Source organism: Microcoleus sp. F10-B2, assembly GCF_036704965.1.
Lineage (GTDB): Bacteria > Cyanobacteriota > Cyanobacteriia > Cyanobacteriales > Microcoleaceae > Microcoleus.
The window spans coordinates 1-18,112 of sequence record NZ_JAUBTB010000062.1 but is presented as its reverse complement, the minus strand read 5'-3'; the positions used below and the strand labels follow the sequence as shown (position 1 = coordinate 18,112).

At 43.4% G+C, this 18,112-nt stretch carries 6 protein-coding genes, 3 tRNA genes and 1 pseudogene; 5 read left to right on the top strand and 5 right to left on the bottom strand.

Translation table 11 applies throughout. The features are described 5' to 3' along the window. Position 1 precedes the first annotated feature (1 nt). Both QUA99_RS22245 and QUA99_RS22240 read left to right on the top strand, forming a co-directional pair. Entirely contained in the window at positions 2–5,926 is a 5,925-nt protein-coding gene (locus tag QUA99_RS22245; protein WP_333241055.1) for an AAA family ATPase, read from the top strand. 64 nt (positions 5,927–5,990) lie between these two features. Next, a complete protein-coding gene (locus QUA99_RS22240) occupies positions 5,991–11,867 on the top strand; it encodes an AAA family ATPase (protein WP_333241057.1) in 5,877 nt (1,958 codons plus the stop codon). A 300-nt stretch (positions 11,868–12,167) separates the two neighbouring features. Here the strand turns inward: QUA99_RS22240 and QUA99_RS22235 are convergent. The 5 genes and pseudogenes from QUA99_RS22235 to QUA99_RS22215 all read right to left on the bottom strand — a co-directional run bounded on the left by QUA99_RS22235 (position 12,168) and on the right by QUA99_RS22215 (position 15,741). After that, positions 12,168–12,913 (bottom strand): annotated as a pseudogene (locus QUA99_RS22235) (IS1 family transposase). 166 nt (positions 12,914–13,079) lie between these two features. Further along, positions 13,080–13,151, bottom strand: a tRNA-Thr gene (locus tag QUA99_RS22230). Between the two features lie 57 nt (positions 13,152–13,208). Beyond that, positions 13,209–13,293 (bottom strand) — tRNA-Tyr (locus tag QUA99_RS22225). A 198-nt stretch (positions 13,294–13,491) separates the two neighbouring features. Beyond that, positions 13,492–15,312: an ABC transporter ATP-binding protein gene (locus QUA99_RS22220; protein WP_333241059.1), complete on the bottom strand. Its 1,821-nt coding sequence runs from the start codon at positions 15,310–15,312 to the stop codon at positions 13,492–13,494. A 288-nt stretch (positions 15,313–15,600) separates the two neighbouring features. Continuing rightward, the gene (locus QUA99_RS22215) at positions 15,601–15,741 is read right to left on the bottom strand and encodes a hypothetical protein (protein WP_333241062.1); all 141 of its coding nucleotides are present in this window, start codon (positions 15,739–15,741) and stop codon (positions 15,601–15,603) included. Positions 15,742–15,960: 219 nt separating this feature from the next. On the opposite strand from QUA99_RS22215, the gene QUA99_RS22210 reads away from it, so the two are divergent. The 3 genes from QUA99_RS22210 (at position 15,961) to QUA99_RS22200 (ending at position 17,955) form a co-directional block, all read left to right on the top strand. Beyond that, positions 15,961–16,032, top strand: a tRNA-Gly gene (locus QUA99_RS22210). 248 nt (positions 16,033–16,280) lie between these two features. Beyond that, positions 16,281–16,685: a hypothetical protein gene (locus tag QUA99_RS22205; RefSeq protein ID WP_333241070.1), complete on the top strand. Its 405-nt coding sequence runs from the start codon at positions 16,281–16,283 to the stop codon at positions 16,683–16,685. Between the two features lie 4 nt (positions 16,686–16,689). Next, entirely contained in the window at positions 16,690–17,955 is a 1,266-nt protein-coding gene (locus QUA99_RS22200) for a glutamate-5-semialdehyde dehydrogenase (RefSeq protein WP_333241064.1), read from the top strand. The last annotated feature ends 157 nt before the right edge of the window (positions 17,956–18,112 follow it).

Below are 18,112 nucleotides of genomic sequence, written 5' to 3'. Positions count from 1 at the left end.
AATGCACGTTAACTTACCTTCTACCTTCGCATTCAAACAAATTTCCCAAATCACTCATCAATCAGGAATTAAGATCGTGAATAAATTTGACAAAAATAGGGCGCAAATCGACGTTAACACGCACGTAAACGTTCAAATTCCCAACTATCAAATCAGCCAAATAGTTTATGCGGGGAGTCGAACATTAGTTTATCGAGCGATTCGGACTGATGACGGATTACCTGTAATTATCAAACTGATGAAACGGCAATATCCTACTTTTAGCGAATTGGTACAGTTTCGCAATCAGTATAGCATTACCAAAAATTTAGATGTTCCCGGCATTGTCAAACCCTACAGCTTGGAACCTTATCACGACGGATATGCCTTAGTAATGGAAGACTTTGGTGGCATTTCGTTGCAACAATTTACGCAAAAAAATCCGCTGACACTCGAAGATTTTATTCAGATTGCCTTGTCATTGACAGATATTCTCCATTACATCCATCAACAGCGCGTCATTCACAAGGATATTAAACCTGCCAATATCCTCATTCACCCCGATACAAAGCAAGTTAAATTAATTGACTTTTCCATCTCAACTTTACTGCCGAGAGAAACTCAACAAATTCAGAGTATTAACGCTTTAGAAGGGACTCTAGCATACATTTCTCCAGAGCAAACCGGACGGATGAATCGAGGTATAGATTATCGCAGTGACTATTATTCATTAGGGATTACCTGGTATGAATTAGTAACGGGAAATCTACCTTTTCAGTCTGACGATCCAATGGACTTAGTGCATTGCCATATTGCAAAAAAACCAGATAAATTCAAAAGTAAAGAAATTCCCCAGGTATTTGCGGATATAGTGATGAAGCTGATGGCAAAGAATGCCGAAGATCGCTATCAAAGTACCTTGGGAATCAAACACGATCTAGAAAAATGTTTAGCGCAACTACAGGAAACAGGAAAGATCGAAGATTTTGAAATCGCACAGAGAGATTTAAGCGATCGCTTTCTGATCCCAGACAAACTTTACGGACGAGAAGCGGAAATCGAAATCCTTATGCAAGCATTTGGAAGAGTCGCCAATAGTGCTTCCGAACTAATGTTAGTCACGGGTTTCTCTGGGATTGGCAAAACGGCAATCGTCAATGAAGTACATAAACCGATTGCGCGATCGAAAGGCTATTTTATCAAGGGAAAATACGATCAATTTCAACGCAACATACCGTTTTCTGGATTAGTACAAGCATTCCGCGATTTGATGGGACAATTGCTGGGAGAAAGTGATGCTCATCTAGAGCATTGGAAAACTAAAATTCTCTCTGCTTTGGGTGAAAATGGCAAAATTTTGATCGAAGTAATTCCCGAACTCGAACAAATTATCGGCAAACAACCAGATGCGATCGAACTGACAGGTAGTGCCGCCCAAAATCGCTTCAATTTAGTATTTGTAAAGTTCATGGAAGTGTTTGCCACACCAGAGCATCCATTGGTGATGTTTTTGGACGATTTACAGTGGGCTGATTCAGCATCTCTCAATTTGATGAAGCTGTTAATGAGCAAAACAGAGAGAGGCTATCTATTTATTATAGGTGCATATCGGGATAACGAAGTTTTTCCCACTCATCCGCTGATGTTGGCGTTGGAGGAAATCCAAAAAACCAAGGCAACTGTCAATACGATCGAGCTAATTCCTTTAAGTCAATCTGACGTGAATTATCTGATTGCCGATACTTTTAGTTGTGCGATCGATCGCGCTCTACCCCTGACCGAGTTAGTATATCGAAAAGCTAAAGGAAATCCGTTTTTCACCACACAGTTTTTGAAAGCATTGTACGAGGATGGATTAATTACATTTGACTGGCAGACAGGCTCCTGGCAATGCGATGTCGCGCAAGTGCGATCGCTCTCCCTCACCGATGATGTCGTGGAATTCATGGCGATTCAACTACAAAAGTTACCCAGTGCCACCCAAAACATTCTGAAGTTAGCTGCTTGTATAGGCAACCAATTCGATTTAGCAACTCTGTCGATTATTTCCGAACAATCGGAAATAGAAACTGCCACAGCATTGTGGAAAGCTTTGCAAGAAGAACTCGTTTTACCGCAGAGCGAAATTTACAAATTTTATCAAAATTCGGAACTAGATACCCAACACTCAACCGCCAACACTCAACAGTGTTACTATAAGTTTCTGCACGATCGAATTCAGCAAGCAGCGTATTTTTTAATCCCCGAACATTCAAGGCAGATTACTCATTTAAAAATCGGTCGTCTGTTATTACAAAATACTGCGGCTGAAAATTTGGATGAGAAGATTTTTGGCATTCTCAACCAGATTAATTACGGGGTGACTTTACTAGAAGAATCAGAACGAGAATTAATTGCCCGACTGAACTTAAAGGCGGGTGAAAAAGCTAAAGCTGCCACTGCTTATGAAGCAGCACTGAAGTATTTAAATACAGGTAAGATGCTGTTATCGAATGATAGTTGGGAGACTAGCTACGAACTGACTCATCTTCTATATACAACTATTTCAGAAGTTGAATATCTCAATGGCAACTACAAACAAGCGGAAGAACTGATTGATTTTACTCTCAAAAAATCAGTCTCAATCTTAGACCGCGTGCCTGTGTATCGAATACAGTTACAGTTGCATAATGTGCAATCTCAGTTTGAGCGAGCGATCGAAGTTGGGCTGTCATGTCTGCAAGAACTTAACGTAAATTTAGAACCAAATCCACCTCAAAAGCAGCAACTTCAAGTTGAGGAGCTAAGCAATCTTCCCCTGATGACCGATCCAAATAAGGAAGCGGCAATGGAGGTCTTGATTGCCTTAACTGCTCCAGCTTATGCTCAACGACCTGAATTATTGATGGAAATTATTAATACTTTGCTTCACCTCTCCATTCAATACGGTAATTCAAAGTATGCACCCTATGCTTATTGTCTTTATGGCATGATACTTTGTGCAACGATGGCAGATATAGATCGGGGCTATCAATTGGGGCAAATGTCGGTAGATATATTAGAAAAACTGGGTGCTAAAGCATACAATGCTAAGGTTTGCAATATCTTTGGAAACTGCATCCGACACTGGCAAAAACCTGCCCAAGAAAATGTAGATTTAGCCATTGGCGTACAGGGATTTTGTAGTGGCTTGGAGACTGGAGACATAGAGTATGCTGGGTATTCAATTATTCATTATTGCGTGAGTCTGTTGTTTCTGGCTCTGCCGTTGCCAGAATTAGAGAAGAAATTTGACGAATATTTGCAAATTCTGACGCAACTCAAGCATAAATATGGAACTACCATTCTCCATATAGGTCGTCAGACTATTTTGAACTTGCAGGAAAATAACTTTAGTCAGTTTGCATTGCCTGAATATGTTCAAGAGGCTGAACAACTAGAGTCTGACCTGATTGCAAATAAAAATTTTACGACTCTCTTTCTTTTTTATCTCCTTACAGCCTTATTTTTGTACTTGATTGGTAAATATCAAGAAGCAGTTCGTTACATGACACTAGCAGTACCTTATGCTGCAAATGCACCGGGCTTAATAACTGTCAGCGAACATAACTTCTACTATTCACTCTCTTTACTGGCTCAATATCCTGACTTGGATGAAAGTCAACAGATTGAATGCTTGAAAATAGTCGATGATAACCAGCAAACAATGAAGATTTGGGTTAATCATGCGCAGGAAAATTTTCTCCATCAATATGAGTTAGTAGAGGCAGAAAAAGCCAGAATACTCAAGCAAAATTGGCAAGCGGCGGAGTATTACGATCGCGCGATCGCTCTTGCCAAAACCAACGGCTATATTCAATTAGAAGCACTCGGCAATGAGCTAGCAGCAAAATTCTACCTTGAATGTAGAAAAGAAAAAGTAGCAGCAGGATATATGCAGGAAGCCTATTATTGCTACGCTCGTTGGGGAGCCAAAGCCAAAGTCGCCGACTTAGAAAAACGCTACTCTCAATTGCTTGCTCCTATATTACAGCAAACCCGTTCGATCTTTTCCACGAACGAAACCATCTTCCCATTAGCAACTGTCACATCCACAACTTCGGCCACTTCTAGCAGCAGTATCTTAGATACCCTAGATTTAAAAGCGATTTTGAAAGCTTCCCAAGCTATTTCCAGCGAAATCGAACTCGAAAAACTGCTTTCATCGTTGCTTTCTCTGGCGATCGAAAATGCCGGGGCAGATAAATGCGTATTAACACTGCTACGAGACGATCGCCTGCTAATTAAAGGCTCAATTACCCAGGGCACAAACCCAGTTGTGTTGCAGAGGATTCCTGTTGAGGAGAGTCAGGAAATTCCCCTAAAGCTCATTTACAAAGTCAAGCACAACAATCAGGCTGTTGTGCTGGTGAATGCGACAGCAGATCCTACTTTAGCCAACGATCCGTATATCATGCGCCAGCAGCCGAAGAGTATCTTGTGTAGTCCGATTTTACATCAAGGCAAGTTGATGGGCATTTTATATCTGGAAAATAGTTTAGCAATGGGGGCATTTACGAGCGATCGCGTCGAACTCTTGAATCTCCTTTGCGCTCAAGCCGCTATTTCGCTGGAAAATGCCCGACTTTACGAGCGATCGCTAGACTATTCGCAGCAGCTACAGCGATCGCTAAATGAATTGAATGCCACCCAGTCTCGCTTTTATAACTTAGTAGATAACGTGCCGGGAGTAGTGTATCAATACCGCATGAATCCCGATGGCATCCTATCTTTAAATTACATCAGTGCCGACTGTTACAGTTTGTTTGAAATTACTCCAGAGCAAGCTGTTGCCAATGCAGAGTTTTTCGACAAAATGGTACATCCAGATGATATGGATTTCTACCAGCAAACTTACACTCACACCGTTCAAATGTTCGCGCCTTGGCATTGGGAAGGGCGAATTATTACTCCATCTGGCATTGTCAAGTGGGTTCACGGTGAATCACGAAGCGAACGACAGGCTGATGGTTCAACCATTTGGGATGGATTGTTTTTGGATATTAGCGATCGCAAACGAGCAGAACTTGCCTTCCAGCAAAAATCAGTGGAATTAGAACGAGCATTACACAACTTACAAAACGCTCAATTACAAATAATCCAAAGTGAAAAAATGTCTGCACTGGGTAATTTAGTAGCTGGTGTGGCGCATGAAATGAATAATCCTTTGGGTTTTATCGCTGCCAGTCTCCTGGAAACTAAACCTACTATTGCCGAGTTGCTCGAACACTTGCAACTCTATCAAGAAACTTTCCCCAACCAGAGCGAACAAATTATCGACCATGCCGAAGAAATTGATTTGGAATATACCTTAGAAGATTTACCTAAGATGATGGATTCCATGTCGGCGGCGTGTGACAGGCTCAAAAATATCAGTACCAGCCTCCGCACTTTCTCGCGTGCCGATCGAGATTATAAAGTTCCTTTCAACATTCACGAAGGCATCGACAGCACGCTTTTAATTCTCAAACATCGCCTGAAAGCCAATCACCAACGTCCCGCCATCGAAGTGATTACCAAGTATGGAAATTTACCTGCGATCGAGTGTTTTCCCGGCCAACTCAATCAGGTATTTATGAATATTCTCGCCAATGCGATCGATGCTTTGGATGAAGCGAATATTGGGCAGAGTTTTGCCCAAATAAAGGCGAATAATAACCGGATTACCGTTCAAACTTCAGTCGAGAATGAAGTGGTGAAAATTATTATTTCAGATAATGGTAAAGGAATGATTGAAGAGGTGAAACAAAAGATATTTGACCATTTATTTACGACGAAATCAGTCGGTAAAGGTACGGGATTGGGATTAGCGATCGCCAAATCTATAATAGTCGAAAAACATGGCGGTTCCATTTACGTCAATTCTACTCAAGGTCAAAGCACCGAATTTACAATTATCCTCCCAATAAAAGCCGAACAAAACAGTTAATTTGCGACAGCATAACGTCTGATTTAATAACCATTAACCCATTGATTATCAACCGACAACAGCAATGAATAACTCCCACCAAAACACTAACACTCATTCAACAGTTCAAATTCCCAACTATCAAGTTCTCGAAACCGTTTATTCAGGAAGTCGCACTTTAGTTTATCGGGCTATCCGTACTAATGACCGATTCCCCGTTGTCATCAAACTCCTGAAAAACCAGTATCCCACCTTCAACGAACTGGTGCAATTTCGCAATCAATATACGATTGCTAAAAACCTTCATCAAGCAGAAATCATTCAAACTTATAGTTTAGAAATCTATAGAAATGGCTATGCGTTAGTGATGGAAGAGTTTGGGGGCATTTCCTTGAAAGAATGGGCATTGAAAGGAGAAAACACGCTATCTTTGAAAAATTTTTTAGAGATCGCGATCGCCCTCTGTAATGCCTTAGAGCTATTATATCGGGAACGCATCATTCACAAAGACATCAAACCCAGTAATATCTTAATTAATTCCTCAACCAAACAAGTTAAATTAATTGACTTTAGTATCGCCTCCTTGTTACCGCGAGAAACGCAAACACTAATCAATCCCAATGTATTAGAAGGGACACTAGCTTATATTTCTCCAGAACAAACAGGTCGAATGAATCGAGGGATTGACTATCGGACTGACTTTTATTCTTTGGGTGTGACTTTCTTTGAATTACTCACCGGAAAATTACCTTTTGAATCCAATGACCCAATGGAGTTAGTACATTCTCATATTGCCAAACAACCAGCACTTTTAGAAGGCAGTCGAGAAGAAAAAATACCGCAGGTGGTGGCAGACATAGTGATGAAATTGATGGCGAAAAATGCGGAAGACCGCTATCAAAGTGCCTGGGGACTGAAATACGATTTAGAAAAATGTTTGCATCAGCTACAAGAAACTGGTGAGATTAATGATTTTCCCATTGCTCAAAGAGATGCGTGCGATCGCTTCATTATCCCCGACAAACTCTACGGACGAAAAACCGAAGTAGAAACTTTACTCCAAGCATTCGATCGAGTCAGTCTGGGTGCAAAAGAAATGATGCTGATAGCAGGTTTTTCTGGGACTGGGAAAACCGCTGTCGTCAACGAAGTTCATAAACCAATTGTTCGCAAACGCGGTTATTTTATCAAAGGAAAATTCGACCAATTCCAACGCAATATTCCCTTCAGTGCTTTCGTACAAGCATTTCGGGATTTAATGGGGCAATTATTAACCGAAAGCGATCTCCAACTAGAGCAATGGAAGAATCAAATATTAGAAACTGTCGGAGACAACGGTCAGGTAATTATTGAAGTCATTCCCGAATTAGAAAAAATCATTGGCGAACAACCACCAGCAGTAGAATTATCGGGAACGGCAGCCCAAAATCGTTTTAATTTATTGTTTCAAAAATTTACCCAAGTCTTTACTAGCGCCAAACATCCCTTAGTAATATTTTTAGATGATTTACAATGGGCTGATTCAGCATCATTAAAGTTGATGCAGCTATTAATGGCTGATATGGGTCATCTTTTCATTATTGGTGCTTATCGGGATAACGAAGTCAATCCAGCCCATCCATTAATGCTGACTTTGAGTGAAATTCAAAAAAAACAAGCAACCATTAATACTATTACTTTAACACCCCTGAATCAATTCCAAATCAATCAATTAGTCGCTGACACTCTAAAAACTACAGAAAATTTAACATTAAACCTTTCACAATTAGTCTATCAAAAAACCAAAGGCAACCCCTTTTTTGCCACCCAATTTCTCAAAGCCCTACACGAAGAAAATCTCATTCAATTTAACTTGGAGTTAAGCTGTTGGCAATGCTATCTGTCTAAAATTAATCAACAAGCCTTGACCGATGATGTCGTAGAATTTATGGCGTTGCAGTTAGAAAAGTTACCTTTAGCAACCCAGAATATTATGAAATTAGCTGCTTGTATTGGCAATCAGTTCGATCTAGCAACATTAGCAATTGTTTCGGAACGATCGGAGGTAGAAACCGCAGCTAATTTATGGAAAGCATTGCAAGAAGGTTTGATTTTACCGATCGGTGATGTTTATAAATTTTATGTAGGGGCAGAAAGTCAAGCCGTTACGCCAGAAAAATCTCAAAATGTTACCTACAAATTTTTACACGATCGCGTGCAGCAAGCGGCCTATTCCCTAATTCCAGATGACCACAAACAAACGACTCATCTCACAATAGGACGGTTATTGCTCGAAAATTTATCAGAGATTGAGCTTGAGGAAAAACTGTTCGATATTGTGGGGCATTTGAATTTAGGAATTGAGTTAATTGCTCAATCAAGGGAACGGGAAGAGTTAGCTCAACTGAATTTGCAAGCGGGAGTGAAGGCGAGAAATTCTACAGCTTACGCCGCAGCAAGGGTTTATTTGCAAACGGGGATGGAATTACTCCAGACAAAATGCTGGCAACATCAGTATGAATTGACTCTGAATCTGTATGTTACGGCTGTGGAAGTTGCCTATTTGAATGGTGACTTTGATGGCATGGAACTTCTTGCCACAGTGGTATTGCAGCAAGCACAGACCATTTTCGACAAAGTTAAAATTTACGAAATTCAAATCATGGCACTGACAGCCCAGAGCCAGATGTTAAAAGCTATTTTAGTAGGTAGAGATGCCTTGGGGCAATTGGGGTTAGAACTCCCGACTGCACCTGAAGAAGCCAAAATTAGCCAAGTGCTACAAACTCTTGCAGGCCAACTAAGCAATAGACGGATTGAAGAACTAATCGATCTCCCGATCGTGAGCGATCCTCAGACTCAGGCCGCCATGCAAATGTTAGGAATGCTATTTGCACCTATTATTCAGGCAATGCCAGAATTAGTGCCCATACTGAGCGCGACGATGGTGAGTTTATCGATCCAGTTTGGGAATTCGCCTGCATCAACAGTGGGATATGTAATTCATGGTCTGGTACTGTGTGGCTTTTTGGGAGAAGTGGAAACAGGCTATCGCTTTGGGCGATTGGCATTGAACTTGATTGACCGATTGAATGTGCGGGAATTCAAGAGCAAGGTTCTACTTCTATTTGGGTCTTTTATCCAACATCGTCAGGAAGCTCTGAGAGCAACGATGCTAACGGGTAAAGATGGCTATACGGCTGGTATAGAAACTGGCGATTTTTTCAATGCTTGCTATAGCATTGGCACTTACTTAAATGCCAACCTTTTTGGTGGGGTAGAACTGGATACTTGGGAACCTGAGATCGCAGTTTATAGGGGCATTCTGGCAGAGGTGAAGCAATATTCTGCCAAGAATTATTTGGATATGAAACAGCAGGCGATACAGAACTTGAGGGAAACTCATATTCTGTCGGATTGCTTAATTGGTGATGCTTATGATGAAAGGGCGATGATTCCTAAGCACCATCAGGACAACGATCTTTGTGCGATCGCTCTTGCTTACTTCTACAAACTTCTCCTTGCCTACTGTTTTGGTAATTACACGGCTGCTCTAGACCATAGCGCTCAAGTCAAACAGCATTTAATGGCAATATCAGGCTTGATGCTGATTCCCATTTTCCATTTCTATACAGCCCTGTCGCATTTGGCACTTTTCCCCACGCAGTCAGAAATTGAGCAAGCCGAATTTCTCGCCTTGGTGGAAACCCATCAAACTATTTTGCAACAGTGGGCGCAGAATGCTCCCATCAATCATCAGCATAAATGGTATTTAGTTGAGGCAGAAAAGTATCGGGTTTTAGGCAATAAAGCCGAAGCAATTGAATATTACGATCGCGCCATCATTGGAGCCAAAGCCAACGAATACATCCAAGAAGAAGCACTAGCCAATGAACTAGCCGCCAAATTTTACCTCGACTGGGGTAAAGTGCGCATTGCTGCCGAATACATGACGAACGCCTACTATGGCTATGCTCGTTGGGGCGCTAAAGCCAAAGTCGCCGACTTGGAGCGATGCTGTCGGCAACTACTGGCTCCCATCCTCCAGCAAACCCGTTCTCCCCTCTCCACTCAAGAAACAATCTTCTCATTGGGGAGTAGCTCCACCAGTTCTCCCAGTTCCAGCAGTAGCAGCGTCTCTGTGGCTTTTGATTTAGCAGCCATTCTTAAAGCTTCCCAAACTATCTCAGGTGAAATCGAACTCGAAAAACTGCTTTCTTCGTTGCTTTCTATAGTCATCGAAAATGCGGGGGCTGATAAATGCGTGTTAATGCTGTTGCGAGATAACCGCCTGCTGATTAAAGGCTCAATTACCGAGGGAACAAACCCAGTTGTGTTGCAGAACCTTCGGGTTGAGGAGAGTCAGGATATTCCCCTCAAACTAATCTACAAAGTCAAGCACAACAAGCAGACTGTTGTCTTGCTAGATGCGATCGCCGATCCGAATTTAGCCAACGATCCGTATATCATCCGTCAGCAGCCGTATAGTATTCTGTGCAGCCCGATTTTGCATCAAGGGAAATTGATAGGCATTTTATATATAGAAAATAACTTAGCAACGGGGGCTTTTACGAGCGATCGCGTCGAACTCCTGAATTTGCTTTGCGCCCAAGCTGCTATTTCTCTAGAAAATGCTCAATTGTACGAGCGATCGCTAGAATATTCCCAACAGCTAGAGCGATCGGTCGATCGGTTGAGTGCAGCACAATCTCGGTTGCAAGCATCCCAGCAACGACTCCAGCTATTGGTTGAGCAAACTCCAGTAGCCGTCATAGAGTGGGATATCAATTTTCTGGTTACTGACTGGAACCCAGCAGCAGAACGAATCTTTGGCTATACCAAACAGGAGGCTTTGGGTCGTCACTTCACATTCATCGTTCCTGAAGCGATTCAAGCACAACTAAAGGGTGTGAGCGCCGATATTATATCGCAGCAGGGTGGTAATCACAATATTAATGAAAATCTCACAAAGGATGGCAAAACGATTATTTGTGCTTGGTATAACAATGTGCTTGTGAATGCGGATGGCGAGTTAATAGGAGTTGCTTCGGTTGCAGATGATATTACCGAGCGCAAAATTGCAGAACTTGCCTTCCAGCAAAAATCACTCGAATTAGAACAAGCATTACACAACTTGCAAAACGCCCAATTACAAATAATCCAAAGTGAAAAAATGTCTGCACTGGGTAATTTAGTAGCTGGTGTGGCCCATGAAATGAATAATCCTTTGGGTTTTATCGCTGCCAGTCTCCTGGAAACTAAACCTACTATTGCCGAGTTGCTCGAACACTTGCAACTCTATCAAGAAACTTTCCCCAACCAGAGCGAACAAATTATCGACCATGCCGAAGAAATTGATTTGGAATATACCTTAGAAGATTTACCTAAGATGATGGATTCCATGTCGGCGGCGTGTGACAGGCTCAAAAATATCAGTACCAGCCTCCGCACTTTCTCGCGTGCCGATCGAGATTATAAAGTTCCTTTCAACATTCACGAAGGCATCGACAGCACGCTTTTAATTCTCAAACATCGCCTGAAAGCCAATCACCAACGTCCCGCCATCGAAGTGATTACCAAGTATGGAAATTTACCTGCGATCGAGTGTTTTCCCGGCCAACTCAATCAGGTATTTATGAATATTCTCGCCAATGCGATCGATGCTTTGGACGAAGCGAATACCGGGCGAGATATTGCAGAAATTAAGGCTCATCCCAATCGAATTATCATTGAAACATCGATGGAAAATGATGGGGTAAAAATTGCCATTGCCGATAATGGCTGCGGCATGAATGAATCAGTCAAGGAAAAGATATTTGACCACTTGTTTACGACCAAAGGAGTGGGAAAAGGAACCGGATTGGGATTAGCGATCGCCCGCCAGATAGTAGTCGAAACCCACGGCGGAACAATTAATGTGAATTCTACCTTGGGGGGAGGAAGTGAATTTGAGATAGTGTTACCTATTACCGAAAAAAGATAGAACCCAGATTCCGCCCTTCAAGTATCACACCGTGATAATTTTCGCCTTTCACGAGTCTGAACCTCCTGAAACCGAAAAAACCGAGAGGTTTATCTAGGGATACGATCGCCCTTCGCATATCAAACTCTACCCGATGGAGCGATCGCCCTTTAAAACCCAACCACTGGCTATACGCCTGCACGAGCGCTAAATCTAGCACAACTCCGTCACTAAGATCGATCGCCTGAGTACTTATCCACCGTTAAAAATTTGGGCGTTGCTGAATTGAGGTATGATAAGTGCGGTCAAGGGATGTTTTGGCTACCCGATTTGCCTCGTTTGAGCGCGATTGAAATGATACGATGGATAGGGAACCGGAACACCCCAAAACTTAAGATAATGAATTACTAACCTGATTGAATGTTTGAGCATTTCTCCCTCCTGGAGAATAGCACAGTGTCTTACGATGAAGTCTAGCAAAATAATGTCGTAGTCGCGTATTCTCGCCCTCTACTCTGGTCATGTAAGTTTTACAGATAATTTGGTCTCCATCTGGAATAAACATGGGGTAAACTGGCCATCCATCTGTGATATAAAAGTAACATTTCCAATTGCCAACTAGCTCCCATAGTGGCAGAAAAGTTGTAGCACTATGAGTTCCCAATACCCATCCTAAAATCCCTGGCTGAAAGTGATTTACTGCCGTCGCTTACCAAATCTTATTTTTTTTTACCAACATCTTTTTACCAACAAACGTTTCTAGTTCATCAAGTTCTCCCACCAGGGGAATTGTGTCTGGTTCGTAAGCATCAGGGAGCAATTCTCCTACAAGCTATACCCAATTTATAATGCTTGTGTGATGTACTCATGCAAATCCTCTCAATTGCTCGAAAACCCAGACCATTGACATACATTTTGAGACATTCACGTTGCACATTTTCCGAGTAAACTTTATGAGGTTGATAGCAATCTATAAATTGTCTACCCCCACCGACACAAATATAATTCTGTTTACCTTTTTTATGACCATTTTTATTAACATGAGTTGACTGGCATTCAGGACGCATAACCTCTTCGTTTTGTGAAGTGTTATTTTTGGGCGATCGCACTCTCAATTGATCGTACTCTAATTCAGCAACGCCGAAAACCATTAGCGCGAAAGTTGAGTGGAAAAGGGATTTTCTTGTGATGTAATGAACCTGAAACCCTTGAGGGATATACTAGATACCAGTAAGCCCGTGACGAGATTTGAACTCGTGACTTCCTCCTTACCAAGGAGGTACTCTACCACTGAGTTACACGGGCATAAAAAATTAAGAATGTTAAATTAAAATTTTTAACTTTTTATTTTTATTTAAATTGTGGTGGGCCGGGCTGGATTTGAACCAGCGTAGGCGTAGCCAGCGGATTTACAGTCCGCCCCCATTAACCGCTCGGGCACCGACCCATTTGTACCCACAGTTAAACATCCTAGCAGCTTCTTGTTTTTTTGCAACATTATATTTAAAAGTTTAATCATTAAGTTGAGAACACATAAGTTATTTAGGGGCAGACAGGAAAATTGAATACAGTTTCAGGTGCGCATTGCTAAGTCTAGGCTTGGTGCCTGCCCGGATTACCCCAAGTCTAGACTTAGCCCAAATCCCTAATTCACTAATTCCCCAGTTTCTTGCAGGGAGTGCAGGCGGCGGTAAATGCCTTGTTGACTCAAGAGTTCGTCGTGACTGCCCACTTCGACGATTCTACCGCCGTCGAGCACGACGATCGCATCGGCTTCCCGAATTGTACTCAGTCTGTGGGCAATAATTATGGTGGTGCGCGTACCGAGAATATTCTGCATGGCTACCTGGATCGATCGCTCGCTTTCATAATCCAAACTAGAAGTAGCCTCATCAAAAATTAACACATCCGGCTCCACCAACAGCGCCCTAGCAATCCCCAACCGCTGCCGCTGACCGCCGGACAACCGCATTCCTCTCTCCCCGACTACGGTATAGTAACCTTGGGGCAACAGCCGCACAAAATCGTCTACTTTGGCGATGCGACAAGCATCCTCAACTTGCTCGAAAGTTGCGTTTCTGTTTCCGTAAGTCAAATTTTCCAGCAAAGTACCGTTAAAAACGTCTACTTCTTGGTGGACAATCGCTAAACGCTGGCGGTAGCGAGTCACGTCTAAGCTGCGAATATCTTCTCCGTCGATCAGAATCCGGCCTCCGTTGGGTTCAAAGTAGCGAAACAGGAGTTTAACTAAAGTCGATTTCCCGGAACCCGATCGCCCGACTAATGCAACCGTCTGACGCGGATGAATCAATAAATTCACATCCTGCAAAACTGGTTTTTGACTGTCGTACCCGAATGTCAAACCGCTGAACTCAACTTTGCCGGTAAATTGATAAGGTGGCTGTGCCGATCGAGCATTTTCTGCTAAATTGACCGCATCAACACCGTCTGGCGTTTGCATAAACTCGTGGAACCGGATCATTGAAGAATAGCGGCGCGCCAATAATTCGGCGATAATGCTAATCGGACGCAGTTGGGAATATGCCATGCTTGCCAACGTGTAGACGGTAACAAAATATCCGAGGGAAATTTTGCCTGCAACTGTGGCTGCTAGGCTAAAACCGAGAACTGAAAACAAACACAACTGGACGATTGTCTGCTGGTATGTCCCCAGGGTGACGTATCCTTTGTGAATGCGGTGGATCACGACTTTTAATTCGCGATCGAGTCTGGTTGTTTGCCTTTTGAGTTCATCGCTTTCTGTCGCAAAAGCTTTGACTGTTTTGATGTTGGTGATAATTTCCGAGTTGCGGCTTTCGGTATCTTCGATGTATTCATCCAGAATTTCTTCCCGCGCAGTCAACCGTTGCAGACTTTTGAGGGTGAAACTGAGGATAAATAGGAATGAAACCAAAATTAATAAGCCAATCCGCCACTCAATTAACCAGATAACGGCAAAAATGCCGATTAAGCGGACGACTTCGGGGATGAATTCGCCCGCAATTTCTGGGTAAGTCCAAGTATGGTTGGCGATACCTTTGGCGATGCGGCTGGCAATCCGTCCGGCGTTGTTTTCGTCGTAAAATTCTAGAGGTAAGGTGAGGATTTTGCCGATCGCACCTCTCATTCGATCGCGCCTTGCCCTCAACGGTATCGCCCAGTGGAACCAATTTCCCACCCAAGGCTGTATCGGTGCTTTGGCGACAGTTACCAGAAAAATTATGCCCAGCAAGACGGATAGCGATAATATTTTGTTGGGTGAGTTCTCGGTAACAGAGGCGATCGCTGCTATCAGTTTTTGGGTTACTGTATCTGTAGGTTGACTCGACAATACGTTTAATATTTGACCGATCGCGTAGGGAACAAGCAAATCGGCTAGCGCCAAAACGCTGGATGCGCCTATGCTGTAAACTGATATTTTCCAGTAGCGACTGTAGTATTTGAAGATGTCCTGAAAGCTTGCCATAAATTTGTGTTGAGATACAACCCTTGCAAACACTTGCATCTAAAACTGCGCTCTCGGCGCGCCTTGTTTACAAGTGTACTACAAAAGTAGTCGATCGGAGAGCCATCTTGGATCGTGCTAGCGACTCGCCCGATCGGGTGATTTACGGCCATCCTTTAATGGTCAGGCATCTATCGGCATTCCTTGGCAAAAAGCTCACGACTAAGGGCAAAAAATGCAAAAGACAGAATTTTGATTAAATTCTGCCTTCTGAGGAGTGCCTGATAAGTTTTACGTTTGAGCAGTCTGTTAGCTGAAGGTGTAGGCTGATTGCAGGGCCCACCAGATCAAGAAGCCGATTCCGCCCGTAATGACAATCGCCGAAATGGCGATCGCAATGGGGCTGTCAGCTCCCTTGAACTTCATGATTCCGCGATTTAAGTCTGACATAGCAGTGTTCTCCCAAATTCCAGCTTGATTTTAGCTTTGCTGTCGGCGGATGGCTGTCAAAACGATGGCAATTACTGATTTAGTTAATAATTCAGGCTGCTCAAATGTCAAAGGGAGTGGGGCGCGATCGCCCCTGGGCTGATTTGGTAAAAAAAAAATTAGATAAAAGACTTGACAAACAAACATACCTAAGGCAATATAGTTAATACCGCAGGAAATGCGGGTGTAGCTCAGTGGTAGAGCGTCACCTTGCCAAGGTGAATGTCGCGCGTTCGAATCGCGTCACCCGCTTTAAAGATAAAAAAAACTCAAGAAAACCGGAAAGTAGATCCAGAAAGTTTTCGGTATACTCCTAATGGTGGTAGAGAATACCTAAGTTAGTGGTAATATGGAATGCAGAACTTGTAAGTCAAAATTGCCAAGTGGGCGATCGCTCGGAACAGGCACTTAAAATCCTCGATCGGGCAGAATTAACAAGTTTAATTAAATGGATATGTGAACGATGATTTTTGCAAAAACGCTTTTTTATCCGATCGCTCGTGCCATCTCAAAAAGCCCCAAAGATTGACTTAAACGATGAGTACCCCTGCCCTTGCCGGCGGCGGGGTCGTCTCGTCCCCATAACGTTGACAGAAGCCTTTGGGTGCAACCGCTGTCAGCAAATATTTGTATTGGATGAAAGCGGACACGTCATCGAGCAACTATCGACAAACTATCCTTACAAGCAGGCTTGGCGGTGGACGGGCAACCAGTGGAACAGAGCGCATCCGGGTTTGAAAGCGCACTACTTGCCGCTGGCCCTAGGCATGATTTTGGTGCCGCTAGTGATTTGGTTGCCCCTGGCGCTGTACTCCCCGGGCCCAAATATTATTCTGTGGGCAATGGTCGCCGTGCTGCTAGCCATGTTGCCGGCGCTGATGGTATGGCTTGCTTACAGGCGTTAGCTAGATGATAATAGAGGATTTTAGTCATTCATCAGATGCGGCAAATGTCGCGCGCCGCGCTTACCAAGCTTCTTTGGAGTTGGCGGCGACAAAGAGTGCCGATCGCGCTGCTGCTTTGCAGGCAATGGCGGGCGCCCTCAAACGCCGGCAAAATGACATTTTAGAAGCAAATACTTTGGATCTAGAAGCGAGTCGGGACATGGCTATTCCCGACTTGATAGTAGAGTGGCTGAAGCTGACGCCGGAACGGATCAAGACAACCGTGCAAATTCTGGAACGGTTGGGGGAAATGCCAGATCCGATCGGCAGGGTGATCAATGCTTCTTATCAGGTCGATCGCTGTCAGGTTTACTGTCAGTCGCTACCGCTGGGGGCGATCGCTCTCATTTACGAGGCGTTTCCCGAGTTGGGGGCGATCGCCGCGGGTTTGTCTCTCAAAAGCGCTAACAGTTTGATTCTTAAAGGCGGCAGCGAAAGCTGGCAAACTAATACTGTAATTGGGGAAGCTTTGGTTTCGGCGATCGATGAGGTCGGTTTGCCCTCGGGATGTTTGCAGGTACTGCCACCGGATCGGGGCGCTTCGATCAGAGAATTGGTAACTCAAGACCAATATCTCAATTTAATTATTCCCTACGGCAGGCCAAGTTTGGTGCAGCAGGTGGTAAGGTTGTGCACAGCACCAGTTTTGAGGTCGGCAATGGGAAATTGTTACCTTTATTGGTCGCCGACTGGCAGTTTGGAGATGGCAAGGTGGATGATTTTGGACAGCCATCAAAGCGTTCCCGATCCTGTTAACGCGATCGAGAAAGTGCTCATCGATCGCAACCAAAAGCCTTCTTCCTTAGTCAGGCTTTGGAACAGTTTAAAAGAAAAAGGCTTTCAAATTAGCGCCGATGCCGATCTCGTCGCAGATTTCCCAGACTTGAAGCTGGCGGAACCATACGAGTGGACTCAACCTTATTTAAACAAAACCATCGCGTTTAAAGTCGTCGATAGTTTAGAGATTGCGATCGGCTGGATCAACCGCTACAGCAGCGGTCACGCTGACTGTATCGCCACTGAATCTTACTTAGAAAGTCGCCAATTTGCTCTGGATGTTAACAGCGCCTCAACTTTTATTAATGCCTCGCCTCGGTTTTGGCGTTATCAAAATCGGGGAGATGCGATATTTTTGGGAATGTCCAACCAAAAAGGTTATCGCCGGGGATTGATCGGGTTAGATACGCTGACGACAATTAAAGAAATCGTTCAGGGAAACGGACTTTTTTAATCTTATAGGTTATTGAGGATTGGTTATTGGAATATTAAACCAAAGTCAAAAGTGGGATAGTATTATCGATGCGTAAGCCCTTAGGATCGCGAATTAAATAATTTACACATATTTGTGGGATGGGCGTCCCGCCCGTCCTTTCTGGACGGGCGGGACG

Excerpts from the sequence above, each read along its gene's own strand:
- QUA99_RS22245 (WP_333241055.1), top strand. The coding sequence starts at position 2 with ATGCACGTTAACTTACCTTCTACCTTCGCATTCAAACAAATTTCCCAA.
- QUA99_RS22240 (WP_333241057.1), top strand. The coding sequence starts at position 5,991 with ATGAATAACTCCCACCAAAACACTAACACTCATTCAACAGTTCAAATT.
- QUA99_RS22220 (WP_333241059.1), bottom strand. The coding sequence starts at position 15,312 with ATGGCAAGCTTTCAGGACATCTTCAAATACTACAGTCGCTACTGGAAA.
- QUA99_RS22215 (WP_333241062.1), bottom strand. The coding sequence starts at position 15,741 with ATGTCAGACTTAAATCGCGGAATCATGAAGTTCAAGGGAGCTGACAGC.
- QUA99_RS22200 (WP_333241064.1), top strand. The coding sequence starts at position 16,690 with ATGATAATAGAGGATTTTAGTCATTCATCAGATGCGGCAAATGTCGCG.